This is a genomic window from Amycolatopsis vancoresmycina (genome assembly GCF_000716785.1).
In the GTDB taxonomy this organism is placed as follows: Bacteria; Actinomycetota; Actinomycetes; order Mycobacteriales; family Pseudonocardiaceae; genus Amycolatopsis; species Amycolatopsis vancoresmycina.
The window spans coordinates 206,335-233,329 of record NZ_JNYY01000016.1 but is presented as its reverse complement, the minus strand read 5'-3'; the positions used below and the strand labels follow the sequence as shown (position 1 = coordinate 233,329).

General features: G+C 72.3%; 21 protein-coding genes. 13 read left to right on the top strand and 8 right to left on the bottom strand.

The genetic code is table 11. From position 1 onward, the window contains the following. Positions 1 to 18: 18 nt before the first annotated feature. Positions 19 to 1,299: a GGDEF domain-containing protein gene (locus OO60_RS32800; RefSeq protein WP_033262793.1), complete on the top strand. Its 1,281-nt coding sequence runs from the start codon at positions 19 to 21 to the stop codon at positions 1,297 to 1,299. Here the strand turns inward: OO60_RS32800 and OO60_RS32795 are convergent. Then, the gene (locus tag OO60_RS32795; protein ID WP_033262792.1) at positions 1,286 to 2,248 is read right to left on the bottom strand and encodes an isopenicillin N synthase family dioxygenase; all 963 of its coding nucleotides are present in this window, start codon (positions 2,246 to 2,248) and stop codon (positions 1,286 to 1,288) included. The two genes, OO60_RS32800 and OO60_RS32795, sit on opposite strands and share 14 nt — an antisense overlap. 24 nt (positions 2,249 to 2,272) lie before the next feature. Next, positions 2,273 to 2,731: a nucleoside deaminase gene (locus tag OO60_RS32790; RefSeq protein WP_004560491.1), complete on the bottom strand. Its 459-nt coding sequence runs from the start codon at positions 2,729 to 2,731 to the stop codon at positions 2,273 to 2,275. A 111-nt stretch (positions 2,732 to 2,842) separates the two neighbouring features. Here OO60_RS32790 and OO60_RS32785 point away from each other — a divergent pair, with 111 nt between their 5' ends. Further along, entirely contained in the window at positions 2,843 to 3,802 is a 960-nt protein-coding gene (locus tag OO60_RS32785) for a helix-turn-helix transcriptional regulator (RefSeq protein ID WP_004560492.1), read from the top strand. Here OO60_RS32785 and OO60_RS32780 read toward each other — a convergent pair. Together OO60_RS32780 and OO60_RS32775 are read right to left on the bottom strand one after the other, a co-directional pair. Then, entirely contained in the window at positions 3,799 to 4,887 is a 1,089-nt protein-coding gene (locus tag OO60_RS32780) for a winged helix DNA-binding domain-containing protein (RefSeq protein ID WP_033262791.1), read from the bottom strand. The two genes, OO60_RS32785 and OO60_RS32780, sit on opposite strands and share 4 nt — an antisense overlap. A 67-nt stretch (positions 4,888 to 4,954) precedes the next feature. Further along, the gene (locus OO60_RS32775) at positions 4,955 to 5,575 is read right to left on the bottom strand and encodes a TetR/AcrR family transcriptional regulator (protein ID WP_003098196.1); all 621 of its coding nucleotides are present in this window, start codon (positions 5,573 to 5,575) and stop codon (positions 4,955 to 4,957) included. 187 nt (positions 5,576 to 5,762) lie between these two features. On the opposite strand from OO60_RS32775, the gene OO60_RS32770 reads away from it, so the two are divergent. Then, positions 5,763 to 6,089: a Pepco domain-containing protein gene (locus tag OO60_RS32770; protein WP_240490761.1), complete on the top strand. Its 327-nt coding sequence runs from the start codon at positions 5,763 to 5,765 to the stop codon at positions 6,087 to 6,089. Next, complete coding sequence (locus OO60_RS32765) at positions 6,086 to 8,395, top strand: Hsp70 family protein (protein ID WP_003098190.1); 2,310 nt, start codon at positions 6,086 to 6,088, stop codon at positions 8,393 to 8,395. The genes OO60_RS32770 and OO60_RS32765 overlap by 4 nt, the downstream gene beginning before the upstream one ends. A 34-nt stretch (positions 8,396 to 8,429) precedes the next feature. Here the strand turns inward: OO60_RS32765 and OO60_RS32760 are convergent, their stop codons facing one another. Then, entirely contained in the window at positions 8,430 to 9,224 is a 795-nt protein-coding gene (locus OO60_RS32760) for a helix-turn-helix transcriptional regulator (protein WP_033262790.1), read from the bottom strand. Positions 9,225 to 9,303: 79 nt separating this feature from the next. Here OO60_RS32760 and OO60_RS32755 point away from each other — a divergent pair, with 79 nt between their 5' ends. Continuing rightward, entirely contained in the window at positions 9,304 to 10,149 is an 846-nt protein-coding gene (locus OO60_RS32755; protein WP_033262789.1) for an SDR family oxidoreductase, read from the top strand. Positions 10,150 to 10,309: 160 nt separating this feature from the next. Continuing rightward, positions 10,310 to 12,181, top strand: a complete 1,872-nt coding sequence (locus tag OO60_RS32750; RefSeq protein ID WP_240490777.1) for a glycoside hydrolase family 55 protein — start codon at positions 10,310 to 10,312, stop codon at positions 12,179 to 12,181. A 97-nt stretch (positions 12,182 to 12,278) separates the two neighbouring features. On the opposite strand, the gene OO60_RS32745 is transcribed toward OO60_RS32750, so the two are convergent. After that, positions 12,279 to 13,496: an amidohydrolase family protein gene (locus OO60_RS32745; RefSeq protein ID WP_003099846.1), complete on the bottom strand. Its 1,218-nt coding sequence runs from the start codon at positions 13,494 to 13,496 to the stop codon at positions 12,279 to 12,281. A 90-nt stretch (positions 13,497 to 13,586) separates the two neighbouring features. On the opposite strand from OO60_RS32745, the gene OO60_RS32740 reads away from it, so the two are divergent. Beyond that, entirely contained in the window at positions 13,587 to 14,036 is a 450-nt protein-coding gene (locus OO60_RS32740; RefSeq protein ID WP_003099842.1) for a MarR family winged helix-turn-helix transcriptional regulator, read from the top strand. A 6-nt stretch (positions 14,037 to 14,042) separates the two neighbouring features. On the opposite strand, the gene OO60_RS32735 is transcribed toward OO60_RS32740, so the two are convergent. Further along, positions 14,043 to 15,050 (bottom strand): LacI family DNA-binding transcriptional regulator, encoded by a 1,008-nt coding sequence (locus tag OO60_RS32735; RefSeq protein ID WP_003099840.1) that lies wholly within the window; start codon positions 15,048 to 15,050, stop codon positions 14,043 to 14,045. A 136-nt stretch (positions 15,051 to 15,186) separates the two neighbouring features. On the opposite strand from OO60_RS32735, the gene OO60_RS32730 reads away from it, so the two are divergent. Continuing rightward, positions 15,187 to 18,159 (top strand): NACHT domain-containing protein, encoded by a 2,973-nt coding sequence (locus OO60_RS32730; protein ID WP_162146236.1) that lies wholly within the window; start codon positions 15,187 to 15,189, stop codon positions 18,157 to 18,159. A 6-nt stretch (positions 18,160 to 18,165) separates the two neighbouring features. On the opposite strand, the gene OO60_RS32725 is transcribed toward OO60_RS32730, so the two are convergent. Then, entirely contained in the window at positions 18,166 to 19,185 is a 1,020-nt protein-coding gene (locus OO60_RS32725; RefSeq protein ID WP_003099836.1) for an NAD(P)-dependent alcohol dehydrogenase, read from the bottom strand. Between the two features lie 93 nt (positions 19,186 to 19,278). Between OO60_RS32725 and OO60_RS32720 the strand changes: the two genes are divergently transcribed. The 5 genes from OO60_RS32720 (at position 19,279) to OO60_RS32695 (ending at position 26,903) form a co-directional block, all read left to right on the top strand. Next, positions 19,279 to 19,869 (top strand): TetR/AcrR family transcriptional regulator, encoded by a 591-nt coding sequence (locus OO60_RS32720; protein WP_003099833.1) that lies wholly within the window; start codon positions 19,279 to 19,281, stop codon positions 19,867 to 19,869. Positions 19,870 to 19,991: 122 nt separating this feature from the next. Beyond that, entirely contained in the window at positions 19,992 to 21,173 is a 1,182-nt protein-coding gene (locus OO60_RS45145) for a GUN4 domain-containing protein (RefSeq protein ID WP_003099831.1), read from the top strand. A gap of 1 nt (position 21,174) precedes the next feature. Next, positions 21,175 to 22,968: an SPFH domain-containing protein gene (locus OO60_RS32705; protein ID WP_003099828.1), complete on the top strand. Its 1,794-nt coding sequence runs from the start codon at positions 21,175 to 21,177 to the stop codon at positions 22,966 to 22,968. A 102-nt stretch (positions 22,969 to 23,070) separates the two neighbouring features. After that, on the top strand, positions 23,071 to 24,918 hold the full coding sequence (locus tag OO60_RS32700; RefSeq protein WP_003099825.1) for a hypothetical protein: 1,848 nt from the start codon (positions 23,071 to 23,073) through the stop codon (positions 24,916 to 24,918). Further along, a complete protein-coding gene (locus OO60_RS32695) occupies positions 24,915 to 26,903 on the top strand; it encodes a hypothetical protein (RefSeq protein ID WP_033262788.1) in 1,989 nt (662 codons plus the stop codon). The genes OO60_RS32700 and OO60_RS32695 overlap by 4 nt, the downstream gene beginning before the upstream one ends. Positions 26,904 to 26,995: the final 92 nt, after the last annotated feature.

The window sequence follows — 26,995 nt, the reverse complement described above, 5'->3', positions numbered from 1 at the left end:
TCCGGCTACTTTGCCGAAATGGTGGGGGATTCCACGGTCGCCGCCGGCGGGGAACGCCGCCCGGGCCGGTTCCTGCCCGCCCTCGTCCTGCAGCGCTGGGCGCTGTGGCGGCTGCCGCGCCGCGGCCAGGTCTGCTACCTCCTCGGGGTCGACGCGCTCGCCGTCGCCGCCGTCGTGCTCGCCGCCCTCCGCTTCCCGCCACTGCCCGCGATGCTGGGGCCGTTCGCGCTGCTCCTGGGCGGGATGCTGGTGTCGGCCGAACTCGCGCGGCCGGTGGAACGCCACCGCGAGGACACCCTGCTCGGCCCCGGCGTCGACACGCCGTGGATCTTCGCCGGGGTGCTCGTGCTCCGGCCGGGCCTCGCCGTCGCGCTGGTCGTGCTCTCCGCGCTGCACCAGTGGTTCCGGGTCCGCAGAAGACCCGGGTACCGGCAGGTGTTCGGCGCCGCGGCGACGGCGCTGGCCGGGCTCGCCGCCGGTGCCTTCCTCACCGCGACCGGGGTCCGGCCGCTCGGCGAGGCCCTCGACGCCCGGACCGTCGGCCTGCTCACCGTCGCCGGGGTGGTGTTCCTCGCGGTGAACGCCGCCCTCGTGACCGGCGCCGACGGGCCCCGCCGTCCCCGCGACGCCGCCGCCGGGCACGCCTTCGACGCCGCGATGACCGCGTTCGGCCTCCCGCTCGCCTGGGCCGCCGGCGCCGCGCCGCTGCTGGTGCCGCTGCTGGCCGGGGCCACGGTCGTGCTGCACCGCGGCGGGCTGGGGGCCGGGCGCCGCGACCACGTCACCCTCGATCCCGGCACCGGCGTGCTGACCGCCGCGTCGTGGCGCGGCGCCGCCGAGGCCCGGCTGGACCGGCTCGGCGGGCACGGTCCCGGCCCGGCCGTGCTGCTGCTCGACCTCGACCACTTCCGCCTGCTCAACGACCGCTACGGCGCCCGCATCGGCGACGCCGTCCTGCGCGCGGTCGCCGGCACCCTGCGCGACGAGGTCCGGGCCGCCGACCTCGTGGGCCGCTCGGGCGGCGAGGAGTTCGCGGTGCTGCTGCCCGGCACCGGCGCCTTCGACGCGATGGCCATCGCCGAGCGGATCCGGCTGCGGATCGCCTCGACGCTGGTGGCGCTGAAGGCGTCGGGCGACGGCCCGCAGTTCGTCGGGGTGACGGTGTCGATCGGCGTGGCGGGCTGCGCGGCCGGCGGCCTCGCGGACGCGCTGCCGGCCGCGGAAACGGCGTTGCTGCGGGCGAAGGCGGCGGGCCGCAACCGGACGGTCTGCGCCGAACCGGACGTCAGCTCATCGTGATGGCGTCGAGCTTCTCCCGCAGGTACTCCGACGCGATCACCTCGGGGTAGGTCCGGGTGCCCAGCGGCGGCGCCAGCGACGTGATCCGGGCGTCGTGGTCGGTTTCGTAGAAGAAGATCAGGGACACCAGGTCCTCGTCCGGGGCCGATGCCGGCGGCGGCAGGACGCGGTGGCGCGTCGACCGCCAGCGGTCGCCGGTCCAGCGGGCCATCAGGTCGCCGATGTTCACCGTGAACGCGTCCGGGTGGAACGGCGCGTCCTCCCACCCGCCGTCGGCCGTGCAGACCTGCAGCCCGCCCAGCCCGGCCTGGCGGTCGAGCACGGTGACCGTGCCGAAGTCGGTGTGCGGGCCGATCCGGAACTGGTCCGGCTCCGGCGGCCCGACGTGGGTCATCGGCGGGTACCAGTTGATGTTGAAGGTGTACGTCGGGTGCGCGGTGTGCCGGGTGAAGTGGCTCTCCGCGAGGCCGAGCGCCGCGGCGAAGATCTCCAGCAGGTGGTCCGACAGCGCCCGCATCCGGCGCATGTACTCGGTGGCCACCTCGCCGAGGCCGGGCACCTCGTGCGGCCACACGTTGGGCTGGAACCAGAACCCGTCGATCTCGGCGACGCCGAGCTTGGCGTCCGCACCCGCGGAGTAGGACTCCTTGAGGTCCGGCGGTGTCTCGGTGCCCTCCGCGTACCCGTTGGCCTCGACGCCGGGCGGCAGCCAGCCGCGGCCGCCGACGGTGACCGCGTAGCGCTGCTTGACGTCCTCCGGCAGCGCGAAGAACTGCCGGGCCAGCTCACGGGTCCGCGTGCGCAGGCCGTCCGGCACGCCGTGCCCGGTGACCAGCAGGAAGCCGGACTCCTGCAGGGCGTGGTCGATCCGGGCGGCGACGTCGGCGCGGCCCTCGGACGTGCCCGCGAACCACGGCGACAGGTCCACGAGCGGAACGGTTGACGGCATACCGGCTCCTCGTCCAGCACTGTCCTATTCGGACTTTTCCACCCCGATGTCCTCGAACCACAGGTCCGGGCGCGCGGCGATGAACTCCGTCATCAGCGCGGTGCAGCCGGGATCGTCGAGCAAGGTGATCTCCACGCCCAGCCCGGCGAGCCAGTCGTGCCCGCCGTGGAACGTCTCCGCTTCGCCGACGACCACGCGCCCGATACCGAACTGACGGACGAGCCCGGAGCAGTACCAGCACGGCGAGAGCGTGGTGACCATGATCGTGTCGCGGTAGTGCGGGCGGCGGCCGGCGTTGCGGAAGGCCGCGGTCTCGGCGTGCATCGACGGGTCGCCGTCCTGCACGCGCCGGTTGTGCCCGCGGCCGAGCAGGGTGCCCGCGGTGTCGAACAGCGCGGCCCCGATCGGCACGCCGCCTTCGGCCTTGCCGAGCTCGGCTTCTTCGCGGGCGACGGCGAGCAGGGCGTGCGGGTCGATCGGCATGCGCCACTCTTTCCGGCCGGGGCGGCGCCTGGCAAGTGTTTGACCGCCCGACTGCACTATCCGGCGGATCGCGGACCGGATCTGTCCTCGATGTCTGGCACACTGCGTGCCATGTACGGCACCTCGGAACGCCTGCTCCGGCTGTTGTCCCTGCTGCAGGCCCGCCGGGACTGGCCGGGCGCGGACCTGGCGGCCCGGCTCGAGGTCGACGTCCGCACGATCCGCCGCGACGTCGAGCGGCTGCGGTCCCTCGGCTACCCGGTGCACGCGACCCCGGGCGTGGCGGGCGGCTACCGGCTCGGCGCGGGCGCGGCCCTGCCGCCGTTGCTGCTCGACGACGACGAAGCGGTGGCGGTCGCGGTCGGCCTGCGCACGGCGGCGAGCGGCACGGTCAGCGGCATCGAGGAGACGTCGGTGCGCGCGCTGGCGAAGCTGGAGCAGGTGCTGCCGGCGCGCCTGCGCCCCCGGGTCGGCGCCCTGCACGCGGCGACGCTCTCCCTGCCGGGGGCGGGGCCGACGGTGGACGCGTCGGTGCTGACGGCGATCGCGGCGGCCTGCCGCGACCACGAGCGGCTGCGCTTCGGCTACGGCGACCGCACGGGAGCCTCGACGGACCGGTCGGTGGAGCCGCTGCGCCTGGTCCACACGGGACGGCGCTGGTACCTGGTGGCGTTCGACCTCGGCCGCGAGGCGTGGCGGACGTTCCGGGTCGACCGGATCACGGGCGTGCCGTCGGCGGGCTTTCGGTTCGCCCCGCGCGAGCCACCGGCGCCGGACCTGGCCGAGTACGTCTCGCGGCAGATCTCGACGGCGCCGTACTCGCACCAGTTCGTGCTGCGCGTGGCCGCACCGGCCGAGGTGCTGGCCCGCCGGATCCCGCCGACGGCGGGGGTGGTGGAGGCGGTCGACGAGCACAGCTGCCGGGTGCGGACCGGGGCGAACAGTCTGGACGCGGTGCCGTACCACCTGGCGCAGTGGGGGTACGACTTCGTGGTGGAGGAGGCACCGGCGGGACTGGTGGAGCGGCTGCGGGAGGTGGCGGAGCGGTTCGCGCGGGCGGTCGGGCCCTAGCTCGGTTCCACCCGCGCGCGGTCGCTCTCGCCGTCGGTCAGGAACGCCGCCAGTTCGCTTCCTTCGGCGGCCACCTCACGGCGTTCTCGTGCGGTCAGGCGCCGCAGCGGCCGCACCACGACCGCGTCACCGTCGGTTGTCCAGGTGGCGGTGACCCGGCCGTCGACCAGCACCACCCGCTCGCCCGCCACCGACAGCCCGCGGTGGGCGTCGTCGATGATGCGGGTGCGGTCGTCGTAGCCGAGGATCGCGTTGTCGAACGCCGGCAGGAACCGGACCGGTGCCGGCGTGTCCGGGCCGGGGCGCGGGGCGTCCGGCAGGTCGAGCAGCTCGCGGCCGCGCTCGTCGCGGAAGGCCACCAGCTCTTCGCGCACCGCCTTCACCGCCGCCGGCAGCCCGGCCAGGCCGGACCACGCGCGCAGGTCCGCCGTCGCCGCCGGGCCGTAGGCCGCCAGGTAGCGGCGCACCAGGACCTGCCCGACACCGTCGGCCGGGTCGAGCGGGTCGCCGTCACGGCCCAGCCACGCCGGCAGCGGCAGGTTGCGCACGCCGGCCTTGGTCCGCCACAGCCCGCGTGGCGGCAGCTGGACCATCGGGATCAGCGCGGCGACGAGCATCTCGCCGAGCGGCCGCGGCCCCGCGGCGGGCCACCGGCCGGCGACCGCCCTGGCCAGCTCGCCCATCGAGCGCGGCTCGCCGTCGGCCAGCACCGCCCGGCCCGCGGCCGCGAGCTCGCCGAGGTCGACGTCCGCGAGTTCGCGGCGGTAGGTGCCGAGGACGCGCTGGCGCAGCATCGCGTCGAAGCGGGTCCGCCAGGCGAGCACGTCGCCCGCCGTGAGCAGGTGCACGGTCCGGCGCATGAGGTGGGTCCGCACCACGTGCCGCCCGGTCAGCAGCTCGTCCAGCGCCGCCGGGGCGAAGCCGCGCAGCCGTGACCACAGCCCGGTGAACGGTTCCTGCGGCTCCTGCGCCTGCAGGCCGCCGAGGTGTGCGACGGCGTCGTGCACGGGGAGGGTGGCCCGTTCGAGCAGCAGCTGGCGGGCGAGCGTGGCGCGGTTGAGGGCGCGCGTGTCCAGTTTCGGCACGGAGTCACTCTGGCAGAGAAAGCGGACAGAGTGTGACCGCTATTGGCGAGGGGTGTTGAACGACCGCTCAGTCTGTGACGGGCATCACGCCGAGCATGCGCAGCACGAGCCCGCCGTACTCCTTGCCGAGCGCGGTCGGTGTCTGCCGCGCCCGCTCGGTGTACCAGCGGGCGACGTCGACCCCGAGCGAGAGCACGGCCCGCGCGGCGACGTGCGGGTCCGACACGGTGAACACGCCGGCGTCGGTGCCCGCGGCGATGACTTCCCGCACGATCCGCTCGATCCGCCGCCGCAGCTCGGCGACCACCTCGAACTCCTGCTCGGGCAGCGCCTGCAACTCGTACTGGACGACCCGGGCGACGGTGTGCCGCCGAGCGTGCCAGGCCACGAAGTCCTCGACGATGAGCCGGATCCGCGCCACCGGATCGGCTTCCTTGGCGACGACGTTCTCGACGAGCGCGAGGGTCTGCTCGTGCCCGTAGCGGCTGATGGCGAACAGCAGCGCGGCCTTGGAGGGAAAGTGCACGTAGAGCGCGGCGGGCGACATCCCCGCGGCCCCGGCGATGTCCCGCGTGGTGGTGGCGTGGTACCCGCGCTTGGCGAAGGCCTCGACCCCGGCGAGCATGAGCCGCCGCGCGGTCTCGGGCTGCACGTCCGGCCACAGTTCGGCCGACAGCGACATCGTCATCCGCTGATCCTCCCAGATCGCCCCGCCCCACCGGCGGCCCCGACGGCCGATCCGCTGCCCGCCATTGTAAGCGGCCGCTTTGTCAGCGGCACCCAGGACGCGGTCGTAACACGATGCTTGATCATCCCGAGTCTTTCCGGTGCAAGCTGGTGCGTCGGACGAAGGCGAGGGCGAGGCAGTGACGGCGGTGAGCGGAGCCGGCATCCCGATCGTGTGGGTGGATCCGGGCGTCGACGGTGAGAAGGGCCTGTTCTCGACCGCGCGCCAGGTCGCGGGGCGGATCGGTGAACTGGACTCGGAAGAGCTGGCGCGGAACCTGTCGGCCGTCTGCTCGCGGCTGGCCAACGCCTTCCGGCGGGCCGGGGAGGCATCGGAAGCGTTCGGGCTCGATGCCTTCGAGGTGAACCTGGACCTCACCGCGAAGGGCGAAGTCCGGCTCGTCGGGTCCTTCTCCAGCGAAATCAAGGGGGGAGTGAAGCTGGTCTTCCGCCGTACCGAGGGCACCGGGACGTGAACCGCGCGCTCGTGGTCGGCTGCGCGGGCTACGAGGACCCCGACATCGCTCCGCTGCGCCACGCGCAGACCGATGCGGCGAGGGTCGCGGACACGCTGCGCACGGTCTGCGGCGTCGACGATGCAGACCTCGTCCTCCTGCACGACAACATGCCGGCGTCGCACCGGCCGACGAGGACCAACCTGCTGCGGCACCTCACCCGGATGGCGGCCGATCCCCGGCCCGACGGGATCCTCTACTTCTTCTTTTCCGGCCACGGCTTCCAAGCCGGCGACAACACGCAGTACCTGCTGCCGATCGACTGCGTGCGGGCGGCCGTGGAGGACACGGCCCTGCGGTTCGACGTGATCGTGCGCTACCTCGGTGCGGCCGCAGCGCCGCACCTCGTGCTGTTCCTCGATGCCTGCCGGAACGTCCTGGACGGCGGGAAGGCGGCTTCGGCGTCGCTGCCTCGCGTGGACGTCGACGCCCTGTGCCCGCCGGGTGTCGTCTCCTTCTGCTCGTGCCGTCCGGGGCGGGTGTCGTACGAGGTCGACGGCATCAGGGCGGGCGTCTTCACCGAAGCGCTGTGTTCCGCGTTCAGTCCCGCGGGCCGGTGCCGGACGATCCACGAACTCGATGCCTACCTTTCGACCCAGGTGCCGGCCTTGGCCAGGGCACACGGGAAGCCCGACCAGCGACCGCACTCCCGGGTCGAGCCGCTCGGCGTGCAGCACCTCGAACTCGTCTCCGAGCGGACGCGCAACCAGTGGCGCGCGACGACGCCGATCGGCACCGAGCGGCGGGCCAGGCGCGTCGCTCCGGTGGTTCCTCCCGGTGCCGTCGACGATCCGCTGCTCGCCATCGACTTCGGCACGAGTTACTCCGTCGTGTCGTGGTACCGGCCCGAAGGTGACGTCCTGCTGCTCCCCGGGCCGGACGGACGGCCGCTGGTGCCCTCCGTGCTGCACTTCCTGCCGGACATGGACTACCTGGTCGGCGCCGCGGCCGTCGAGGCGACGCCGTACCGGCCGTCGTCGACCATCCGGCACGCGAAACGCGATCTCGGGCGCTCGGCCGGCTATTCCGTCAACGGCCGCAGCATCGAACCGGTGCTCGCGGTCGGCTTGATCCTGCGATCGCTCCGGCGCAACGCCGAGGAGGCGCTCGGCACGCCGGTCCGGCGGTGCCTCGCCTCCCACCCGGCGAACTTCACGCTGCGCCAGATCGACACGCTGGAACAAGCCTTCGAACTGGCCGACCTGACCGTCACCCGGATGATCGGGGAGCCGAACGCCGCGTCCCTGCTGACCCTGATGGCGACCCCCGAGCAGGAGCAGGACTACCTGGTCGTCGACCTCGGCGGGGGCACGTTCGACGTCGCGCTGGTCGAAGCCGGGGAGGGGATCGCGGAGGTCAGGGCGGTCACCGGCAGCAACGAGGTGGGCGGGCTCGACTTCGACGACGCGCTGGTGGCCTACGCCGAGGACCAGCTGCGGACGGTGCACGGGTGGCACGGCGAACTGACGTCGACCGTGCGCGACAAGCTGCGCCGGGAGGCCGAGCGCGCCAAGCGGGACCTCGGCTACCGGGATGCCACGACCATGCTGCTGACCGACCTCGACGGCGGTTCCCACGGCCTGGTCGACATCAGCATCGAACTCGACCGCGCGCGGTTCCGGCAGCTCACCGCCGAGCTGAACGACACCATCCGCTCGACCCTCGGCGCCGTCTTCCCCCGGCTCCGGTTCGGCGAGGACGTGAGCGCGTGGATCAGCCGCGGCGGGAAGGTCCTCCTGGCCGGGCAGGGCACGAAGATCTTCACCGTGTCCGAGCAGATCGCCTCGGTCCTCCCCGGTGCCGAAGTCGTCTCGAGCTACCAGGAGACCGCCGTGGCGCACGGTCTCGGCACCCAGGCCGGCGTGCTGACCGGGTTCCAGCGGGGCTTCCTGCTGCTGAACGCGCTGCGGTTCGGGGTGGGCGTTCGCGTGTCGGGGAAGGAAGGCAGCCTGCACCTGGTGTCCCCCGACGCCGGAAGCAACAAAGAAGTCATGACCCTCTTGGATTCGTCGAGGACGATCCCGACCAGGGATGCCGAAAGCTTCCGCCTGACCGGCAAGGCCGGCACCACCCACGAGATGACGTTCGTCGAGATTCCGCGATCATCGGGCCTGGTCTTCGGGACCATCCCCGTCGTGGCGACGGGCGGTGACATCGTGCTGACCGCCGATGTGGAGGCGAACGGTGTCGTGTACCTGACGCTTCGCGACGAGAAGACGGACTCGGTGAGCCGGTACCAGCTGAACAAGCTGGGCCAGGATCGCTGAGGCACGGTCGCCGCTCACCGTGGGAGGCGTGCCGTCACCCCGTGAGCAGCCGCTTCAGCCCTTCCTCGGACGGTGAGCCCGGCGCTGCCGTATAGATCAGCAGCCGGTGTTCGTGGCCGGGGACCGCGAGGATCTCGCAGTCGAGCTCGAGCGGGCCCGCAACCGGGTGGTTCGTCACCTTGGTCAGCGTGCGCGGGACCACCCCCTCCCGCTCCGCCCACAGCCTCGCGAACTCCGGGCTCTCCCCGAGCAGCTCGTCGACCAGCTCGCGGACCGCGGGGTCGGCCGGGTAGCGGCCGGCCGCGCGCAGGTCCGCGACGCACAGGCGGGCCAGCTCCAGGCGGTTGCCGGTGATCGTGTCCGTGGTGTCGAACAGGCGGCGCAGGCGGTTGCGCCGCCTGGGTGGCCAGGTGGCCGGGTTGCCGATCAGGGCGGCCAGCAGCCGGTTCCAGGCCACCACGTCGTAGGCCGCGTCGATCACCATTGCCGGGACGTCGGCGAGGCGGTCCAGCAGCCGGAGGACGTTGCCGGGGACCGGTCGCGGTGGGGGTGGGGGAGCCGGGCGTGCCAGCTGCCGCAGGTACGCGTGTTCGTCGCCGGTCAGCCGCAGCGCCCGCCCGAGCGCGGTCAGGACCTGCTTCGAGGGGTTCGGCCCGCGGCCCTGCTCGAGCCGGACGTAGTAGTCGATGGAGATGCCGGCGAGCAGGGCGACCTCGGTGCGCCGCAACCCCGGTGCCTGCCGCCGCGGGCCGGGTTCCAGGCCGACGTCGGCGGGCTGCAGCCGCGCCCGCCGGCTGCGCAGGAAGCCGCTCAGTTCCGCCCTGTCCACGCTGCCATCATCACCCCGCGCCGGGGTGGTACCGCCAGTGCCTACCCCGCTCGGCGCCCCGGCGGCGAGGCTCGGGGGCGTGACGATCTTGGTGACCGGCGCCCGCGGGAACGTCGCCCGCGCGCTGGTGGGACAACTGCTCGAAGGCGGACACGAGGTCCGGGCGGCCGGCCGCGACCCGGGCCGGGCCCGGCTGCCCGGCGGGGTCGAGGTGGTCGCGGCCGACCTCGCCCGGCCCGCGGGCTGGGACGCGGCGCTCGACGGCGTCACGAAGGCGTTCGTCTACGCGGGCACGGCCGGTCTGGACGGGTTCCTGTCCCGGGCCGGTGAGCTGGAGCAGGTGGTGCTGCTGTCGGCCCTGGGCGCCGACGCGACGTCGGAAGACGCGATCACCCGCGCCCACGGCGAAGCCGAGCAGGCGGTGCGGGACGCGGGCATCCCGTGGACGTTCCTGCGTCCCGGCGGGTTCGCGGCCAACCGGTTGCTGTGGGCGGCGTCCGTCCGCGGCGGTGTGGTGCGCGACCCGTTCCCGGACTCGCATTCGGCGTTGATCCACGAAGCCGACATCGCCGCCGTCGCCGCGTGTGCGCTGACCTCCGGGCACATCGGTGCGGTGTATGAGCTGACCGGGCCCGAGTCGCTGACGGTGCGGGAACAGGTGTCGCTGATCCGCCGCGTCGCCGGGCGTCCGGTTCGCGTCGAGACCCAGGACCTCGACGGCTACCGCCGCGAGCTGACCGCGGTGTTCGAGGCCCGCGGGCTCGGCAGCGCCGGGTCGGCCGAGGTGATCGAAGCCCGGATCCGGCGGCTGGCGGCGCTGGTCGGCCGGCCGCAGCCGACGACGGGGACGGTCCGGGACGTCACCGGCCGCCCGGCGCGGAACTTCGCCGCGTGGGCCGCGGACCACGCCGCCGGCTTCCGCTGAGCCGGCCCGGTCCCCATTTGGAAGGTTACTTTACTAATGGGGGAGGCGGCGGTATGGTCGTCTCACCGCCGCCTTCGAGCAGTCCTGGTGCCAACCAGCCCGGCTATGGAGGTTTCCGTTGTCCCGCAGGAAAAAATCCGCACCACTGATCGTGGCCGCCGTGTGCGTTGCGGCCGGCTTCGCCCCGGCTGCCGTCGCCGCACCCGGCTCGGGCGCACTGACCACCCTGGACACGTCGGCGGGCAACCGCGCGGCGCCGGTGCCGGGCCTCTACGACTGGAGCAAGGCCGGTTTCCGCGGCGGGCAGGACCTGCCCGGCGCCGACGCGGTCAACCCCAGCGCGAGCTGCCGGATCACCGCGGCCCAGCTCGCCACCACCTACCGCGTCAAGCCCGACGACGGGGTCGACGACACCGCCGGCATCCAGGCGGCCATCGACCGGATCCACACCTCGTGCTCGCCCTCGGCGGGCTACGGCAAGCTCAGCCTGATCACGTTCCCGGCCGGCACGCTGGACGTCACGCACGAAATCCACGTCGACGCCAGCTACCTGATCCTCCGCGGCGCCGGCACCGACCGGACGAAGTTCGTGTACCGGCCGGACAAGAACACCGAATACGACGTGGTGACCCCCGACGGCGACCAGTGGGACCAGCACGAAATGAACTACGAGGACGGCTCCGGGGGCTGGCTGTGGCCCGGCCGCGGCCTGTTCCGGGTGCAGTCGCGCGGCGTGGAACCGAGTTACGCCGACCAGTACGCGTCCGCGCCCGCCAACCGGAAGGACCTCTTCGAGGGCACGGTCAACGTGCACTGGAAGGCCGGCCTGAAACTGCGGGAAAAGCCCGGCGACAAGGGCTTCGCCGCGCGCACCGGCGACCGGACCGTCTACCTGGCCACCGGCGCCAAGACGGCGAGCCTGAAGGTCGGCGGCTTCGTCAACATCCGGGCCGCGAACAGCATGAAGTTCTACCAGTCGATGAACGCGGTGCCCACGACGTGGCCGCTGCAGAACCTGCACATGCGCCAGCAGTGGTTCACCGTCACCGCCGTGGACACCAAGAACCACACGGTGTCCGTCGACAAGCCGCTCGAGTACGACGTCCCGGTCGACTCCACTTCGGACGGTTCGGCGCCGATCGACGGCACGGTGTACGCGTCGAAGGCGGCGCCGATCGTGGACCCGGTCGTCGGCGTCGGCTTCGAGGACTTCGCCTTCACCCAGGCGCCGCCGCCCGGCGTGACGCCCGAACAGGCCAAGGACAACTACGGCAACCTGGCCCCTTCCCTGGCCATGCAGGGGATCGTGTTCAAGTGGGCGGCGAACTCGTGGGTGCGCGGCATCCACGCGATCATGACCGGGTCGCACCCGATCGTGACCGAGGAGGCCAAGAACCTGCAGATCGTGAACAACGAGCTGGACGGTTCGTGGAACAAGGGCAAGGGCGGCAACGGCTACTTCCGCGGCTCGCGGGTGTGGGACTCGCTCTACGCCGGCAACACGACCCGTGACCTGCGGCACTTCACCTTCCAGTGGTCGGCCTCGGGCAACGTGGTGATCGGCAACGACATCGACTCCGACTTCAACATCCACGGCGGCTACGAGCGCAACAACCTGTTCGAGAACAACACGAACAACGTCTCCTACGCCCACCGCTCGGGCAACTGCACCGCGCACTGCGGCGACGAGGGCGGCGACGCACCGGACGACTCGGCGTGGTTCCCGATCTACTGGTCGGCCGGGCAGAAGGCGGTCAAGTGGTCCGGTTCTTCCGGCCCCCGCAACGTTTTCTTCGCCAACACGATGACCAAGCAGATCACCGCGGGCGCGGCGTACACGCCGTACTACGCCGACCACGCGAAGATCTACCAGTTCGGCTGGGACGGGTCCGCGTTCCACCACCTCGACGTCGGCGGCAAGCCGATCGCGGACTGGGCGCACAACGAACAGCGCGACTACACCCACGGGCACGGCGTCGACGACTCGAAGACGAGCACGGCGAAGTCCCTGTTTCTGAAGAACATCGGCTGACCGGGGCCGCCCGTTCCCGTCCCGGCGCTGACCCGCCGGACGGGAACGTCCGGCAGCCGCGCCCGATTCACCTTGCCGGACAGCACAAGAACCGTGGTCACGCCTGCGCGAGCCTGCGGCCACGGCGCCAGACGGCGCGGGTGTTCAGCGTGTCCGCGATGTTCTCCGCCGGGTCGCCGTCCACCAGCAGGAGGTCGGCCCGGAGGCCCTCGGCGATCCGGCCCCGGTCGGAGAGGCCGAACCGGCGGGCCGTCGTGGCCGTTGCGGCGCGCAGGGCCTGCGCGGGCGTCAAACCCGCGGCCACCAGGTACTGCAGTTCCTGATGCAGGCTGGCGCCGTGGGCCAGGCCGCCGAAGAACGTTTCGGGCATGGACGCGTCCGTGCCGGCCAGGATGTCCACGCCCGCCGTGGCCAATGCCTGCACCGTCTCCAGGACGTCCTCGAGTTTGCCCTGCGGGTAGCGGTGGTAGCTCGACCGCAGGGTTTCGTCCCACTTGACGTCGAGGCGGCGGGCCACGCGGGGGTCGTCGGCGAGGGTGCTGCCGGTGATGCCCATCATCGACGCGTCGAGGCAGATGCACGGCACCACGAACATGTCCGCCCCGGCGATCAGGTCGACGATCTCGGTGGTGTGCGGCCGGTCCATGAACACGTGGACCACGCCGTCGATGCCCGCCTCGACGGCCATCCGGGTGGCGTCGAGGGTCAGCGTGTGGGCCACCGTCAGGGCGCCGTGCTTCCTGGCCTCGGCGGCGCCCGCGTTCAGCGTGGCCTGGTCGAGCATCGGCAGCCCGGGGTGTCCCTCGACGCTGCCGTCGTCGATCATGAACTTGATGTAGTCGGAACCGCGCGCCAGCAGCTGGGGGACGTACGCTGCGGCCTGCTCCGGTGTGGTGGAGAACGGCATCAGCGGCCTCACCGGCGGCAGGTCGCCCGCCGGCCGGAACCCCTCCGGCATCAGCTCGCTGGGGTGACCGCCGGGCGGGGTGATGCCGAACCCCGCCGACCGGATGTCGGCGACCGTGTCGTCCTCGGTGATGTGCGCCCGGTTTTCGCGGGTGTGCAAGCCCTGCATCTCCAGCTCGGTCGTGACGCCGAACCGCAGCGCCAGCGCCTGGGAGCCGGGGCTGGAGTGGACGTGGGCGTCGATGAGCCCGGGCAGCAGGGTCGCGCCCCGGCCGTCGACGGTTTCGGCGCCCTCGGGCACGTCGCCGCCGATCCGCCGGATCTTCGGGCCGTCGAGGACGACGGTCTGCACCCCCAGCGGCTTCTCCCCGTCGAACACCCGGGCCCCGGTGATGGCAGTGGTGGCCATGGCGGCCTCGCTTTCTCGTCGCAGTTGCATACCTAATGCTATGGAGTTTGCCACTGGTATGCAAATGCGGGGGGTACTACGATCCGGCGGGTGACCAGTTCCGCCGAAGACCCGCTGCTGGACCAGGTCGGCCCGGCCCTGTCCCGGCTGCGCCGGCGCACCCCGGCCTCGAGCCGCGACCTGTCCCGGAACCTGGTGCTGAACGTGGTCGCCGACGCCCCGGGCGAGCTGACGGTCGGCGGGCTGGCCGCGGAGATGGGCGTCGTGCAGCCGGTGGCCAGCCGCACGGTCGCGGCCTGCATCGCCGACGGCCTGCTGCGGCGGGCGGCGTCCCAGGCCGACGGCCGCCGGACCGTGCTCGAGCTGACCGAACGCGGCGAGGCCGAGCGGACGCGGTTCGCCGCCGAGCAGCGCGCGGTGTTCGAAGAGATCACTGCCGGCTGGCCGCCGGAGGAACGCCTCCAGTTCGCGCGGCTCCTCGTCCGCTACACCACCGACGCCGGCGCGTGGTCCCGCCGGCGGGTGGCGGAAGAGCGCTGACGGCGGTCAGTTCAGCGCGGCCGCCGGTCCGGTGGTGCCCCGGCGGACCAGCTCGGTCGGGAGCACGACGTCCGCGGGCGGGGCCTGCCGCCGCAGCTGGTCGAGCAGGAGCCCGGCCGCGCGTTCCCCCTGGGCGAAGACCGGTTGCGCGATCGTCGAAAGGTCGAGGGCGGCCGCCAGCTCGTGGTCGTCGAAGCCGATGACCGACATGCCGCCGGGGACGTCGACCCGGGCCCGGCGCAGGGCCTGCAGCGCGCCGAACGCCATCTCGTCGGACATCGCGAACACCGCGCTCGGCGGGTTCCGCCGGGCGAGCAGGCGGGCCATCGCGGCTTCGCCTTCGGTGGCGGTGAACCGGCCGGCCACCTCCAGGTCCGGGTCGGGTTCGATGCCCGCTTCGGCCAGGACCCGGAGGTAGCCGTTGCGGCGCAGGCCGGGCGTGGTGAACCCGTGGGGCGGCGGGTCGCTTTCCCCGAGCAGCCCGATCCGGCGGTGCCCGAGCTCGACCAGGTGCCGCACCGCCCGGGCCGAGGAGGCGACGTCGTCGATGCGCACCGACGAGATGCCGTCGGCGGTGCTGCCGACGAGGACCACCGGGATCCGGAGCGCCAGCAGGGCGTCGGCCTCGCACCGGGTCAGCGGCAGGCACAGCACGAGGACCGCGTCGACCCGCCGCCGCACCGGCAGCTCGGCGAAGAACCGTTCCCGGCTCGGCGCGCCCGGCACCCCGTACACGACGAGGTCCAGGCCGGCTTCGCGCAGCACGGTCTCCGCACCCGCGACCACCGTGCCGAAGAACCACCGGGAGACGAACGGCACCACGATCCCGACGGAATTGGTCCGGCCCGAAGCGAGGCTCGAGGCGTTGAACGGGATGACGTAACCGAGTTCGGCGGCCACGCGTTCGACTCGCGCCCGCGTCTCGGCGGTCACCGCGGGAAGCCCGCGCAGGGCCCGGGAAGCCGTGGCCGTGGAGACCTGAGCCTGCTTGGCGACGTCGCGGATCGAGGGCATGCGTACCTCCTGCGAGCGCACCGTACCGGGTGGCGGCGCGCGTCAAGGGGGTAATGCGGGAACCCCCGCCGGACCGGAAGCCGCAATACCGCAACACCGCCCCGTGTCCCGCCGACTACCGGGTGGAGGTGGCGGGATGTCGAGGGCTATGAGCTACGCGGACGCCGTGCTGGTGCTGAGTGGCGGGGCACCGAACAAGGTGGTGACCGCCCTCGACCAGCTGACCGGCGGTGCCCTGTTCGCGTTGTCCGCCACCGGGTCCGCGGTCGCGGTGAGCCTGTTCGACGCGGAGTCCGGATTCTGCCGGCTGACCGGCGAACTGGTGTCCCGGCTGAGCACACGGCTGCGCGGCAGCAGCCGGGTGGAACGCGGCGAACAGCTGTCCGCCGCGCACAGCGTCATCGTGGTGGCGGCGTTCTTCGACGCCGTGGCGTCGGTTCGCCTGCCCTTCGACCTCGCCGGCCTCGGGCTCACCCCGCCGGACCGGTTCACCACCGCACTGCTGCGCACACCGGCGCCCGTGCTGGCGCCGCACCGGTCCTACGAGCAGACGATCGAAGCCCTGGCCGGCCACTACACCCGGATGGCGGGCGAGGTGCTGGAATTCCTCACCGGGCTGGCCGGGTGGGACCGCTTGGACGAGCGGGGCAGGCGGGCCACCGAAACGGCGGTGCTCGGCGAAGCCACGGCCAAGGCGGTCACGACGTACGAGGACATGTTCCGGCGCCTGGCCGGCGATTTCCCCGAGGTCGCCTTCTGGGCGGGCCGGGCCGACCACCAGGCGGTCACGGCCGAGCTCCGCCGCTTGCGGGCCGGCCTGGCGGGGGTCACCCGGGTGCTGTCGGAAATCGCGTCCGGGCGGACCCCCGACGACCGGCGGGCGAGGCTGGCGCGGTTCCACGAGGCGGTGCTGTCCCGGCCGCTGCTGCCGGCGACCCCGGCCGGCATCCGGTTGCCCACCGTCGCCGAGGCCTACGTGAACCCCCGCTTCCGGGTCGCCGCCGAGGTGGGGAACGAAAACATCGCCGACGAAGGGTGGTGGGACGGCCAGCCCGTCCGCACCGACCTGCAGGAGTTCCTGATCGGGCACCTGACGTCGCCGTCGGCCACCGAGGCGCCCCTCGTCGTCCTCGGCCAGCCGGGGTCGGGGAAGTCGATGCTGGCGAAAGTGCTCGCGGCGCGGCTGCCGGCCGGCGACTTCCTGGCCGTTCCGGTCCCGTTGCGCGAGGTTTCCGCCGACAGCGACGTGCAGACCCAGATCGAGCAGGGGCTCCGCATCTCGACCGGGGAGCAGCTGCCCTGGCGCGAGGTCGCCCGCTCGGCGGGTGACGCGGTGCCCGTGATCCTGCTCGACGGGTTCGACGAACTCCTGCAGGCGACGAACACGAGCCAGTCCGACTTCCTCGAGCGGCTGGCCCGGTTCCAGCAGCGGGAGGCCGATCTGCAGCACCCGGTCGTCGTGATCGTCACCAGCCGCGTGTCGGTGGCCGACCGGGCCCGGCCGGTCGGCGGAATGGTCAGCCTGCTGCTCGAACCGTTCGACGACGAGCAGATCGAGCAGTGGCTGGGCCCGTGGCGCCGCCTCAACGGCACGGCGCTCACCGTCGACGTCCTGCGGCCGCACGCCGAGCTGGCCCGCCAGCCCCTGCTGCTCCTGCTCCTGGCGATCTACGACCGCACCGAGTGCCCGCTCGCGGAGCACGGGGACGCCATCGGGCAGGTGCAGCTTTACGAGGGCCTGCTGACCGGGTTCGCGCGGCGGGAGGTGCTCAAGCAGCACGCGGACGAGCCCGACGAGGAGGTGACGCGGCTGGTCGAAGGGGAGCTGGTCCGGCTGTCGGTCGCGGCGTTCGCCATGTTCAACCGCGGCCGGCAGTGGGTCACCGCGGCGGAGCTCGACGCCGATCTCGCCGCGCTGCCGGTGGGGGAGGCCAGTGCCAGGGTGGTGATCAGCAGTTTCTACTTCATCCACACCGCGCAGGCCCGCAAGGACGAGCACCTCCGCCTGCGGACGTACGAGTTCATGCACCCGACGTTCGGCGAGTACCTCATCGCCCGGCTCACCGTGCGGGAACTGCTGGCCCTCGCCGAAGGGCGGCGCGACAACGACGACTTCTTCCACGCGTTGCTGTCGTTCGCCTCGCTCACGGACCGGAAGACCGTGCCCGCCTTCATCGGCAGTATCGTGGCCGAGCTGGCGGCGCCGCGCTTCCGCCCGGTGTACGACACCCTCCTGACGCTGTTCCGCGCCGCGCTGCTGCCGAGGGACTCCACCCTTTCCGGCTACCGGCCGGACCGGGTCCTGGTGCCCGCGCGCTGTGCCCGGTATTCCGCGAACCTGTGCCTGCTGCTGGTCACAGGACCGCCGTTCGAGGTCACGACCGACCAGCTCTTCCCCGATGTCGAGCATCCCGTCCGGGAGTGGACGAAGACCGCGACGCTGTGGGCCGCCCAGCTGTCCGCCGAAGGACGGCACGGACTCGTCGAGGCGCTGACGCTGTTCCGCGGCCGGCAGGACGGCAGGAGAGTCGTCCGGGTCACGAACGGGGCGGCCCGGTCCGAGGCCCCGGAGCCGGACATCGACCTCTACTGGTCCTACCGGTTCCAGCCGAACGCCGAGCCGATCGGGGAGGACAGCTACCGCGGGTGGATCCGGTTCTCCTTCGACACGCTCGCGTCGGAGATCGAGTTCCTGTGCAGCGTCGAAGGCGACACCGCGGTCCACGCACTGGCGCCGTTCGCGGACGGCTACGGGAACATGATCACCACGTTCTACGGCTTCGGCGACGCGCGACCCCTTTCGCCCGCGAACGCGCTGATCACCCTCTGGCTCAAGTCCGGGAGCGGAGCCGGTGCCGACGAGCTGGCGGCCGCGTATTTCCCCTGCCTGAAACACGCCGTGCACGGTTTCGCGCCCTACGACCACGAAACGCGCCGGCGGTTCCGCGTGCTCTTCCTGAACCAGCTCCGGATCCTGCGCGACCGGCTGCCGCCGTCGATGGTGGACCGCACGGTGCGGGAACTGCTGCGCGCCGACGGCCCGGAGATCGAGGAAAAGGCGGATCTGCTCGCCCTGACGAGGCAGATCTGTCCCGATCTGCTGCCGTGACCCGCGTCAAACGAGGGTCAGCACCGCGCGGTAGCGGGCCCGGCCGGCCCGGACGGTGTCGATCGCGTCGTTGATTTCGGCCACGGGAAACAGCTCCACCTGCGGGCCGATTCCGTGGCGGGCGGCGAAGTCCAGCATCAGCCTGGTTTCCGCCGGGGAGGCCGGAACGCCCCCGGAAACGGTTTTCTCGGCCGGGAGCAGGCTCATCGGGTGCACCGCGATCTTCTCCGGCGGGACGCCGACGATGCTCAGCCTGCCCTGGGGGACCAGGAGGTCCAGGTAGGCGTCCCACGGCAGGTCGGCCGACACCGTCGAGAGGACGAAGTCGAACGTTCCGGCCGCGGCCTCGAGAGCGCCTTCTTCGCCCGTGGCGATGAACGAGGTCGCGCCGAACGAGCGGGCTTCGTCCTCTTTGGACCGTGACCGCGAAATGGCGGTGACGTCGCAACCCCACCGGGCCAGGAACTGCAGGGCCAGGTGGCCGAGCCCGCCGACCCCGGCGACGGCCACCCGGTCGACCGGCCGGACACCGTGGCGCAGCAGCGGCGCGAACACGGTGACACCGGCGCACATCAGCGGAGCCGCCTGTGCGGAAGGGATGGCGTCCGGGATGGGGTAGGCGGTGCGCCAGTCGGAGACGCGGAGCAGCTCGGTGAAGGCGCCGCCGTCGCCGCGCATGACGGTGTCGTCGCGCTGCGGGCAGAGGTTGTGCCGGCCGCTGAGGCAGAAGGCGCAGCGGAAGCAGGCCCCGGCGATCGCGCCGACGCCGACCCGGGTGCCGATCGGGAGCAGCTCGGTGTCGACCGCGCTGCCGGCGGCTTCGACCACGCCGACGGCTTCGTGGCCGGCGACGCAGGGGTAGCGGGTGATGCCGTACTCGTCGTCGATCTGGCCGATGTCGCTGTGGCAGACGCCGCAGTGCGTCACGCGGACGTCGGCTTCCAGCGCGCCGAGCGGGCCGGGCTCGCGGCCGTACGGTTCGAGGCGGGTGCCCGCGGAGTGCGCCGCGTAGGAGGTGACGGTCATGGTGTCCCTTCCTCTCGGAGTCGCCGTCGACCCTACAGTACGAAACGGTTTCGTACTGTTCAGCGCTGTGAAGTGCACTGATATGCTCACGGCATGAGTGTTCGCCCCCTGGATCCCACCCGGGACGCCCGCATCCTCGACGCCGTGCTGGAGCTGCTGGCCGAGGCCGGGTACGTGTCGATGACGATCGACGCCGTCGCCGCCCGGTCGGGCACGTCGAAGGCCACGATCTACCGCCGGTGGCGCAACAAGCGGGAGATCACCGTCGCCGCCATGGCCCGCTACCACGGCACGCAGACCGAGTGGACCGTCGACACCGGCACGTTCCGCGGCGACCTGCTCGCCCACACCCGCCGCTTCGCCGACGTGCTCACCGGGTTCGACGGCCGGCTCGCGGTCGGCCTCGTGCAGGCCCGCGCCGCCGACCCGGAGCTCGTCGACGAGCTCGAGGCCCGGTTCTCCAGCGGCGCGCGGCTCCCGGCGGAGGCGGTCGGCCGGGCCGTCGAACGGGGGGAACTGCCCGGCCCGGCCGACGCCGGGCTGTTCGAAGAGGTCGTCGCGTCGGTGATGTTCATGCGGTGGCTGTGGCGGCTGCCGCTGGACGAGGGATTCGCCGAACACGTCGTCGACGATCTGGCGATGCCCGTTCTTCGCGCGAACGCCGGCCGCGCCGTGGAAGAGTAACGCTTGCGGAAAAAAACTATTGCTTGTGTGCCTTCTGGCACAGAAGCGGCATTCGAAGGGAGTATTGTCGGGCCGGTCACTCTCGTCGGTTCGAGCGGTCGGGGCGCCGCGCAGGAGGTTGCGTGTCTCTCTTCGAACGTTTCGTGCTCGGAGTCGACATCCAGAAGTACAGTGACCGGCCCGTCCGAAGGCACGTCGTGCTGCAGCGGGAACTCGATCGAATTCTGGGGGAGGCGGCGGAGAGCGCGGGAATCGGCCGGGACCGGTGGGACCGGCAGCCCGGCGGCGACGGCGAACTGGCGATGGTGCCGCCCGACGTGGATTTGATCGCGGTCGTCCGCGGGTTCGTCAACGAACTGGACATCCGGCTCGCGGACCACAACGAAGATCACGAACCGGAAATGCGGATCCGGCTGCGCGTCGCCATGCACAGCGATGTCATGACCGCCGGCCCGCTCGGCTGGGCCGGGCCGGCTTCGATCATCACCGCCCGCTTGCTCGACTCGAAGCCGCTGCGGGCCGCGCTGGACGAGAATCCCCGCGCGCACCTCGCGCAGATCATCTCCGGCCCGGTTTACCGGAAGGTCGTCGGATCGGGGCTCGGTGGGCTGCGGCCCGGGCAGTTCCGGCCGGTCCGGATCGAGGTCAAGGAATTCCGGGAACCCGCATACCTCCACGTACCAGGGGTTTCGGCGCTCCCGCCGCGGCCGCCCGAGACCCGGGCCGAGCCCTTCCGGATCCCGTTCCCGAAACGGCCCGAGCCGGCGCCCGCACGCACGTCGCCGCCGCCCGCGACGCCGCCGCCGGAGCCCGAACCCGGACTGGATCCGGCGCTCACGGACCGGGTGCGGCAGATCCGGAAACTCCTCGAGGACGGCGAAGTCGACCACGCGGACACGGTGACCACGCTGGTGCTGGCCGAAGCGGCAGGCCGCGGCCGCAGCGGATGGCTGCGCGCGTCGGACGGCGCCCGGCTCCCGCTTGCGCTGATCACCGAATTGGACGCCGCGTGGGCGGACACCTCCGGCGGCACCTGGGGATTCCGCGCCCAGCACCAGCGGCTGGCCGGCCTGGAACTGTCCAAGCGCCGCGAATTCCGCGAGGTGTGCGTGCGGATCGGCTGGCGCGCGGACCAGGAAGAGGTTTCGCCCCCGTATCCCGCGTTCACGCGGCGGGCGGAGGCGGGCGGGCCGTTCTACCCGACATTGCGCAATCCGGAGCGCGAAACACATCCGGAATGGCACGACGAGTGGGCGTCCATGATCATGGCCGTTCACGGACAGCTGCGGAAATCGGAGTGGTGACGTGGAATTCGTGGTTCTCATCGTGCTGCTCGCCGCCGCCGGGTACCTCGGGGTGGCCGGGCTGCACACCGTTCCCGCCGGGGAAGTCGGGATCGTCGTCCGGAAATTCGGCCGGCGGGCCGAGGGGGACGACGACTCGGCGGTGAGCGTCGGCGGGGGAAGGGGCGTCCAGGCACGGACGCTCCGGTCCAACAGCCGCACCTGGCTGATGCCTTTCCTGCACGAAGTCCGGACCGTGCCGCGGGTCACCGTGCCGGACGGGATGGTCGGCATCGTCAAGGCCAAGGTCGACCGGAACTGCCGGGTGAAGGGCTCCCTGCCGAGACACGTGGAGTGCGACGACTTCCGGGACGGCGTCACGTTCCTCGCCGGCGGCGGCGAGCGTGGGGCCCAGCAGCAGGTCCTCACCAGCGGCACCTACGAGATCAACACCGAGCTGTTCGACGTCGTCACCGTGCCGCGGACCCGCGTCCCGGACGGGACGATCGGCGTCGTCAAGGCCAAGGTCGGCGGGATCCGGGCGCCCGGCAGCCAGCTGGCCAAGCACGTCGAGTGCGACTTCTTCCGGGACGGTGTCAGCTTCCTCGCCGGCGGTGGCGAACAGGGGCCGCAGCAGCAGATCCTCACCGGCGGCCACTACGACATCAACACCGAGATGTTCGAGGTCATCACCGTCGAAACGCCGGAAGTGGCCGAGCGGGAGGGCATCGACCTCGCGGACCTGCGCGACATCAAGCTCGAGGTCGCCGAAACCGGCGTCGTCGTGACGCACGTGGGTGTCGAAGGCCCCGGCAACCGCTCGTCGGTGGCGCCGCCGGTGCCCGGGCACCACAGCTTCCAGGAACCGTGGGTCTTCCTGGCCGGCGGCGGCCGGAAGGGCGTCCAGCAGGAGACCCTGCACGACTCCGGGCGCTATTCCCTCAACCCCTGGTTCGCCCACGTCGTCCGGATCCCGACGCGCGAGCTGATCCTGGAGTGGTCGAAGCACAAGAAGTCCGACGACAACCTGGACGCCTCCCTCGACCAGATCGTGCTGAACGTGCAGGGTCACACGGTCCGCCTCGACATGAAGCAGACCGTGCAGATCCCGCGGGAGGTGGCCCCGCAGCTGGTCCTCCGGTTCGGCACGACGAAGGACATCGGCGGGCTGGCCACCGTGAAGCAGCTCGTCGAGAAGGTCCTGGTGTCCACTGTGGACGGTTACTTCCGGCGGGTTTCGGGCGAGCGGACGATCCTCGACTTCATCACCAAGTACAACGAGCTCTGCAACGACCTCACGGGTGAGGTGCGGCAGGCGCTGGCCCCGATCGGGGTCATCGCGACGAGCACGAACCTCGAAGAGTTCGAGTGCGACGACCCGGAGATCAACGAGCGCCGCAAGCGGGTGTCCCTGCAGGAACAGGCGATCGCCCTGGCGAACGCCCGGCTCGCCGAGCTCGAGGCGGAGAAGAAGAACGAGAAGGTGCTCGCCGAGATCGAGATGATGCGGGTGAAGGTCGAGGAGGAACGCGAGAAGCTGAAGTACGTCAAGGTGAAGGTGCTGGCCGAGCAGCTCGGGCCGGAGTACGTCGGGGTCGAGCGCGTGCTGGCGCAGTACGCCAAGGCGCAGGTCCCGCAGATCATCAGCGGCGGGGGCGGCAGCGACAGCGTCGACGCCCTGCTCCGGGTCATGCCGGCCGCGCAGATCCTGGACGTGCTCAAGGACTGGGGAGCCCAGCGGGACGGCACCAAGACGCTGCCCCGGCAGGACCAGCCCAAGCCGATCGAGAACGGGGACGGCGTGGCCGGGGAGTAGGCCGGCCGCTTTCGTGATCGAAGTGTGAGGCTGACCCGGTTACGCCGTCCGGCGCACGCGCGACTCACCCTTGTGACCGCGTGTGGCGGGAGGTGAGGAGCGGTGCGCATCCGCTGGCTGCAGGCCTTGGTCGCTGTCGTGACGACGCTGGCCTTCGTCCTTGCCGCCGTCCTGGTCGAAGCGGGCCGGGCGCAACTCGTGTGGCTGCTGGTGCTGGCTGCGCTGCCCGCGGTCGTCGGGCTGCTGAGCGCGGATGTGCTGCTCCGGAGGGATTTCCCGCGGGCGCGGTACAACAGAATCGAATTCGATTGGAAGTACATCTTTCCGGACCCGCCGCGGGTCTTCGACCTGACCCTCCGCCGCGGTGCCGGCATCGAGGCGGCCGAAAAGACGCCCTTCGTCGGCGACCGGTGCGCGCTGCAGGCAGGCGGGCAGTACCTGCTGGACGCGCGGATCGGCGGCCGGTCGCCGTGGTCGGTGGTACGCGGGCCGCAACCGGGCATCGACCCGCTGCTGCCGGATTCCGCGTCGGGGCACGAACTGGAAGTGGTGATCTACACCGGCGGGTTCACCGTGGACGGTCCGCCGGTGCGGCCGCTGCGGCTGCCCCCGGCCGGGCCGTCCGAGACCGTCGTCTTCGAGCTGCGCGCACCCGCCGAGCCCGGCGAGGCGTGGGTGCGGGTCAACGTCCTGCACCGGGACAACCTGATCCAGACCTACCGGCTGGTCGCCCGGGTCGGGGAACGGGAGCAGTGGTTCGACGAAGAGGTGACCGCGGCCCGGCTGGAGTACTCCGCGACGACGGCGTGGGCCAATGTGGCCGACTTCCGGCCGCGGTACGTTTCGCTGGTCGTCAACGCGGACGCCGGTGACGGCCGGCACCGGGTGTTCGTCAAGTCCACCGGAACCGTGTTCCACTTCCCGGTGAACGACGACGTGCGGACGAGGGTCCTCCCCGCGCTGCGCGACACGATGACGGACGCGGCCCGGGGAACGCTCGGGCCGGACGCGGCCCTGCGCGCCCTCGCCGAGGGCGGCTGGGCGGTCTGGGCGGCGCTGTTCGGCGAACTGCCCGGTGCGGCGGGGGAGCCGCTTCGCGAGCTGACCCTCCGATCCGACGAGATCATCCAGATCACCCGCGCGGAGCGGCACCACTCCGTGCCGTGGACCCTGCTGTACGACTGGCTCCTGCCGGCGGGCCCTCCGGAAGGACCCGTGTGCTGGGGATTCGACCCGCCCGGCTCGGGGAAGCGGTGCGGCCACCACCGCGAAAGCCGGGTGATCTGCGCCCGCGGCTTCTGGGGCGTGCGCCACCAGGTCGAGGAACGCCTCGACGGGTCCGGCGACCTCGCCCGCCACCTCGTACCCCACCGCGGCAAGCTCAAGGTCGACCTCGCGCTGGGCGTCGTCGACGCCGAGGTGACCGGCCTGGTCTCGGACCTGGCCGCGATCGGTGCGCCGCGGAAACTCGGGAAGGAACACCGGCTGCTGTCCCTGCTGTGGGACCCGGGGGACCGCGCGCCCGTCGTCACCATCCTCGGTCACCACGACGCGGACACGCAGGAGATCGACTGCGGCACCGCCGAAATCCGGCTGACCCCGCGGATGATCACCGAACAGCGGGTCGTCTCCGGGTCGTGGACCGCGCCGTCGCCGCTGATCCTGCTGCTGGCCTGCGGCTCGGGCGTGCTGCTTCCCGGCAACCTCACCAACCACGTCTCGGCGCTGACCGCGGTCGGGGCCAGCGGGGTGGTCGCGACCGAATGCGTGATCATGACCGATCACGCCCGCCAGTTCGCCCGGTGCCTGGTCGCCACGCTCGCCGGGAGCGGGGCCAGCGTCGGAGCGGCCATGCAGGCGGCCCGGCAGCACCTCCTCGCGGAGAAACAGGTGCCGGCGCTGGCGTTCGTCGCCTTCGGCTCGGCCGACGTCGTCCTGGAGGCCTCATGAGGCGGTCGATCCTGCTCGCCGGTGCGTTCGCGATCGGTGCCGTGGTGCTCGCGGCCGGCCCGGCGAGCGCGGACGACCTGGTGGAGCTGTCGTCCGGGGCGTCGGCGACGCTGCCTGCCGAAGCCGATGCGGTCGTGCTGCTGCCGCTCACCCCGGCACCCGGGGTCGCCGTCACGGGACTCACCGCCCGGGTCGTCCGGGTCGTGCGGGACGGCAGGCCCGTTCCGGCGGAGACGATGCAGGCGATCGGCGTGCGGATCGAGCCCGCCGTGCCGGCGCTGCGCTTCGACGTGCGCGTCGACGATCTGAAGCGCGTCGGCGACTACACGGCGACGGTCGCCGTCGGTGACGGCGGGCGTTCGGAACTCGTCGACGTCGTCTTCAAGCGGCCAGGAGCCGATCTGCAGGCCACGGCGGCGATCGAGGTCAAGCGCACCGTGTGGTTCCCGGAGTGGGGCATCGGCGGTACCCGCGAGGAGCTGCCCGAACTGCACGTCGGGGCCGGGCCCGACACGCGGATCACCGAGCTCCTCGTGACCGGGCTGGACAGCAGCGCCGACCAGGTCGTGGTCACCGGCCCGGCCATGCCCGTGACCGGCCCGGCCGCGCTCACGCTGCCGTACCGGATCACCGGCACGCCACCGCTGGGGACCGTGACCCGCACCGTGCAGCTCGACTCCGCGCAGCTGGCCCGGCCGCTGACCGTGCAGTTCCGGGTGACCACCCGGCGCGATCCGGCGCTGATCGTGGTGTTCGCCCTGCTGGGGCTGTTCGCCGGGGTGTCCGTCCGCCGGATCCTGGTGGCCGTGCAGGACCGCGCCGCGGCCGCCGGCCGCGCCACCGAGCTCGCCGCCCGGCTCGCAGAGCTGACCGCCGGCCGGGAGGACGACCACTTCCGCCGGGAAATCGGCGCCCTGCTCACCGACCTCGACGCGAAGTCCCGCCGGTGGCTGCTGCGCCCGGCGGCAGAACTGGACACCCTCGTCACCGAGGCCGAAACCCGAGCCAACACCGCGCTCGAGGAACTCGACACCGGACTGGCGGAGGTCGCCTCGGCCCTGCCCGAGCTCGAAAAGGTGGTGCGCCCGGATCGGCCGGTGCCCGGACCCGTGCCGTGGGCCGGCCTCCTGGCCAAGGCGCGGAAGCGCCTCGACGAGCTCGACGGGCTGCTGGACCGCGGAAACCTCTCCCGTGCGCGGACCGCGCTCGACGAACTCGAGACGGACGTCGGCCTGATCGCCGGGAGCGCGCGCCAGTACCAGGACGAAATCACCGAGGGCGCAGGACAGCTCGCGCAGGTCCTCACCGCCCGGCCCGCTCCCGTGTTCGGCCCGGTCGCCGGCCGGGCTCGTCAGCTGGCGGCGCTGACCGCTCCCGCGTCCGACGCCTCGTCCGCCGCTGTGGTGACCGCCGCGTACGGCGCCGCGCACGCGCAAGCCGAGCTCGTCGACCGGCTCGGGCAGGCCGTCGAGGTGTTCGCCGCCGCCCTCCCGGAAGCCAAGCGCACACCGGGCGCGGCCGCCGCGGCCGCTGTCCGCGCGGCGCTGGCCGGATCCCTGCCCCTTTCCGCGGCCGCCGCTCAGCTTCCCGCACTGCTGGAGCTGGGGGTGACCGAGCTCGGCCGGTCAGCGGACGCAGAGGCGGCCGCCGGTTTCACCGGGACGCCGGCACGGCCCGCGCTGCACGTCCCGGCGCGGCGCGCGGTGGCGCGATCGCGGGTCTCCCTGGGCCGGCGTCAGGTCCTCGTCACCGGCGTTCGCTGGGCCGTGGGCCTGGCGCGCTTCGCGGTGCTCGCCGTTGTCCTGTCGCTCGCCGCCTACCGCTGGCTCGAACCGGCCTGGACCGGCACACTCGGCGACATCCTCGTGGTGTTCAGCTGGGCGTTCGCGCTCGACGTCAGCGTCGGTGCGGTGACCGCGGCGATGGCCGGCCGGCCCGCGCAGCTGACCCCGACCACGATCGTCACCCAGCGAACCGAAGGCTGAACTGCATCGAATCTGCATCGCATTACCACACTTCGCCGGGCGAACTGACCGAATTCGTCCTAGGATTCGGTGCATTGCAGCGTCTGCGCATC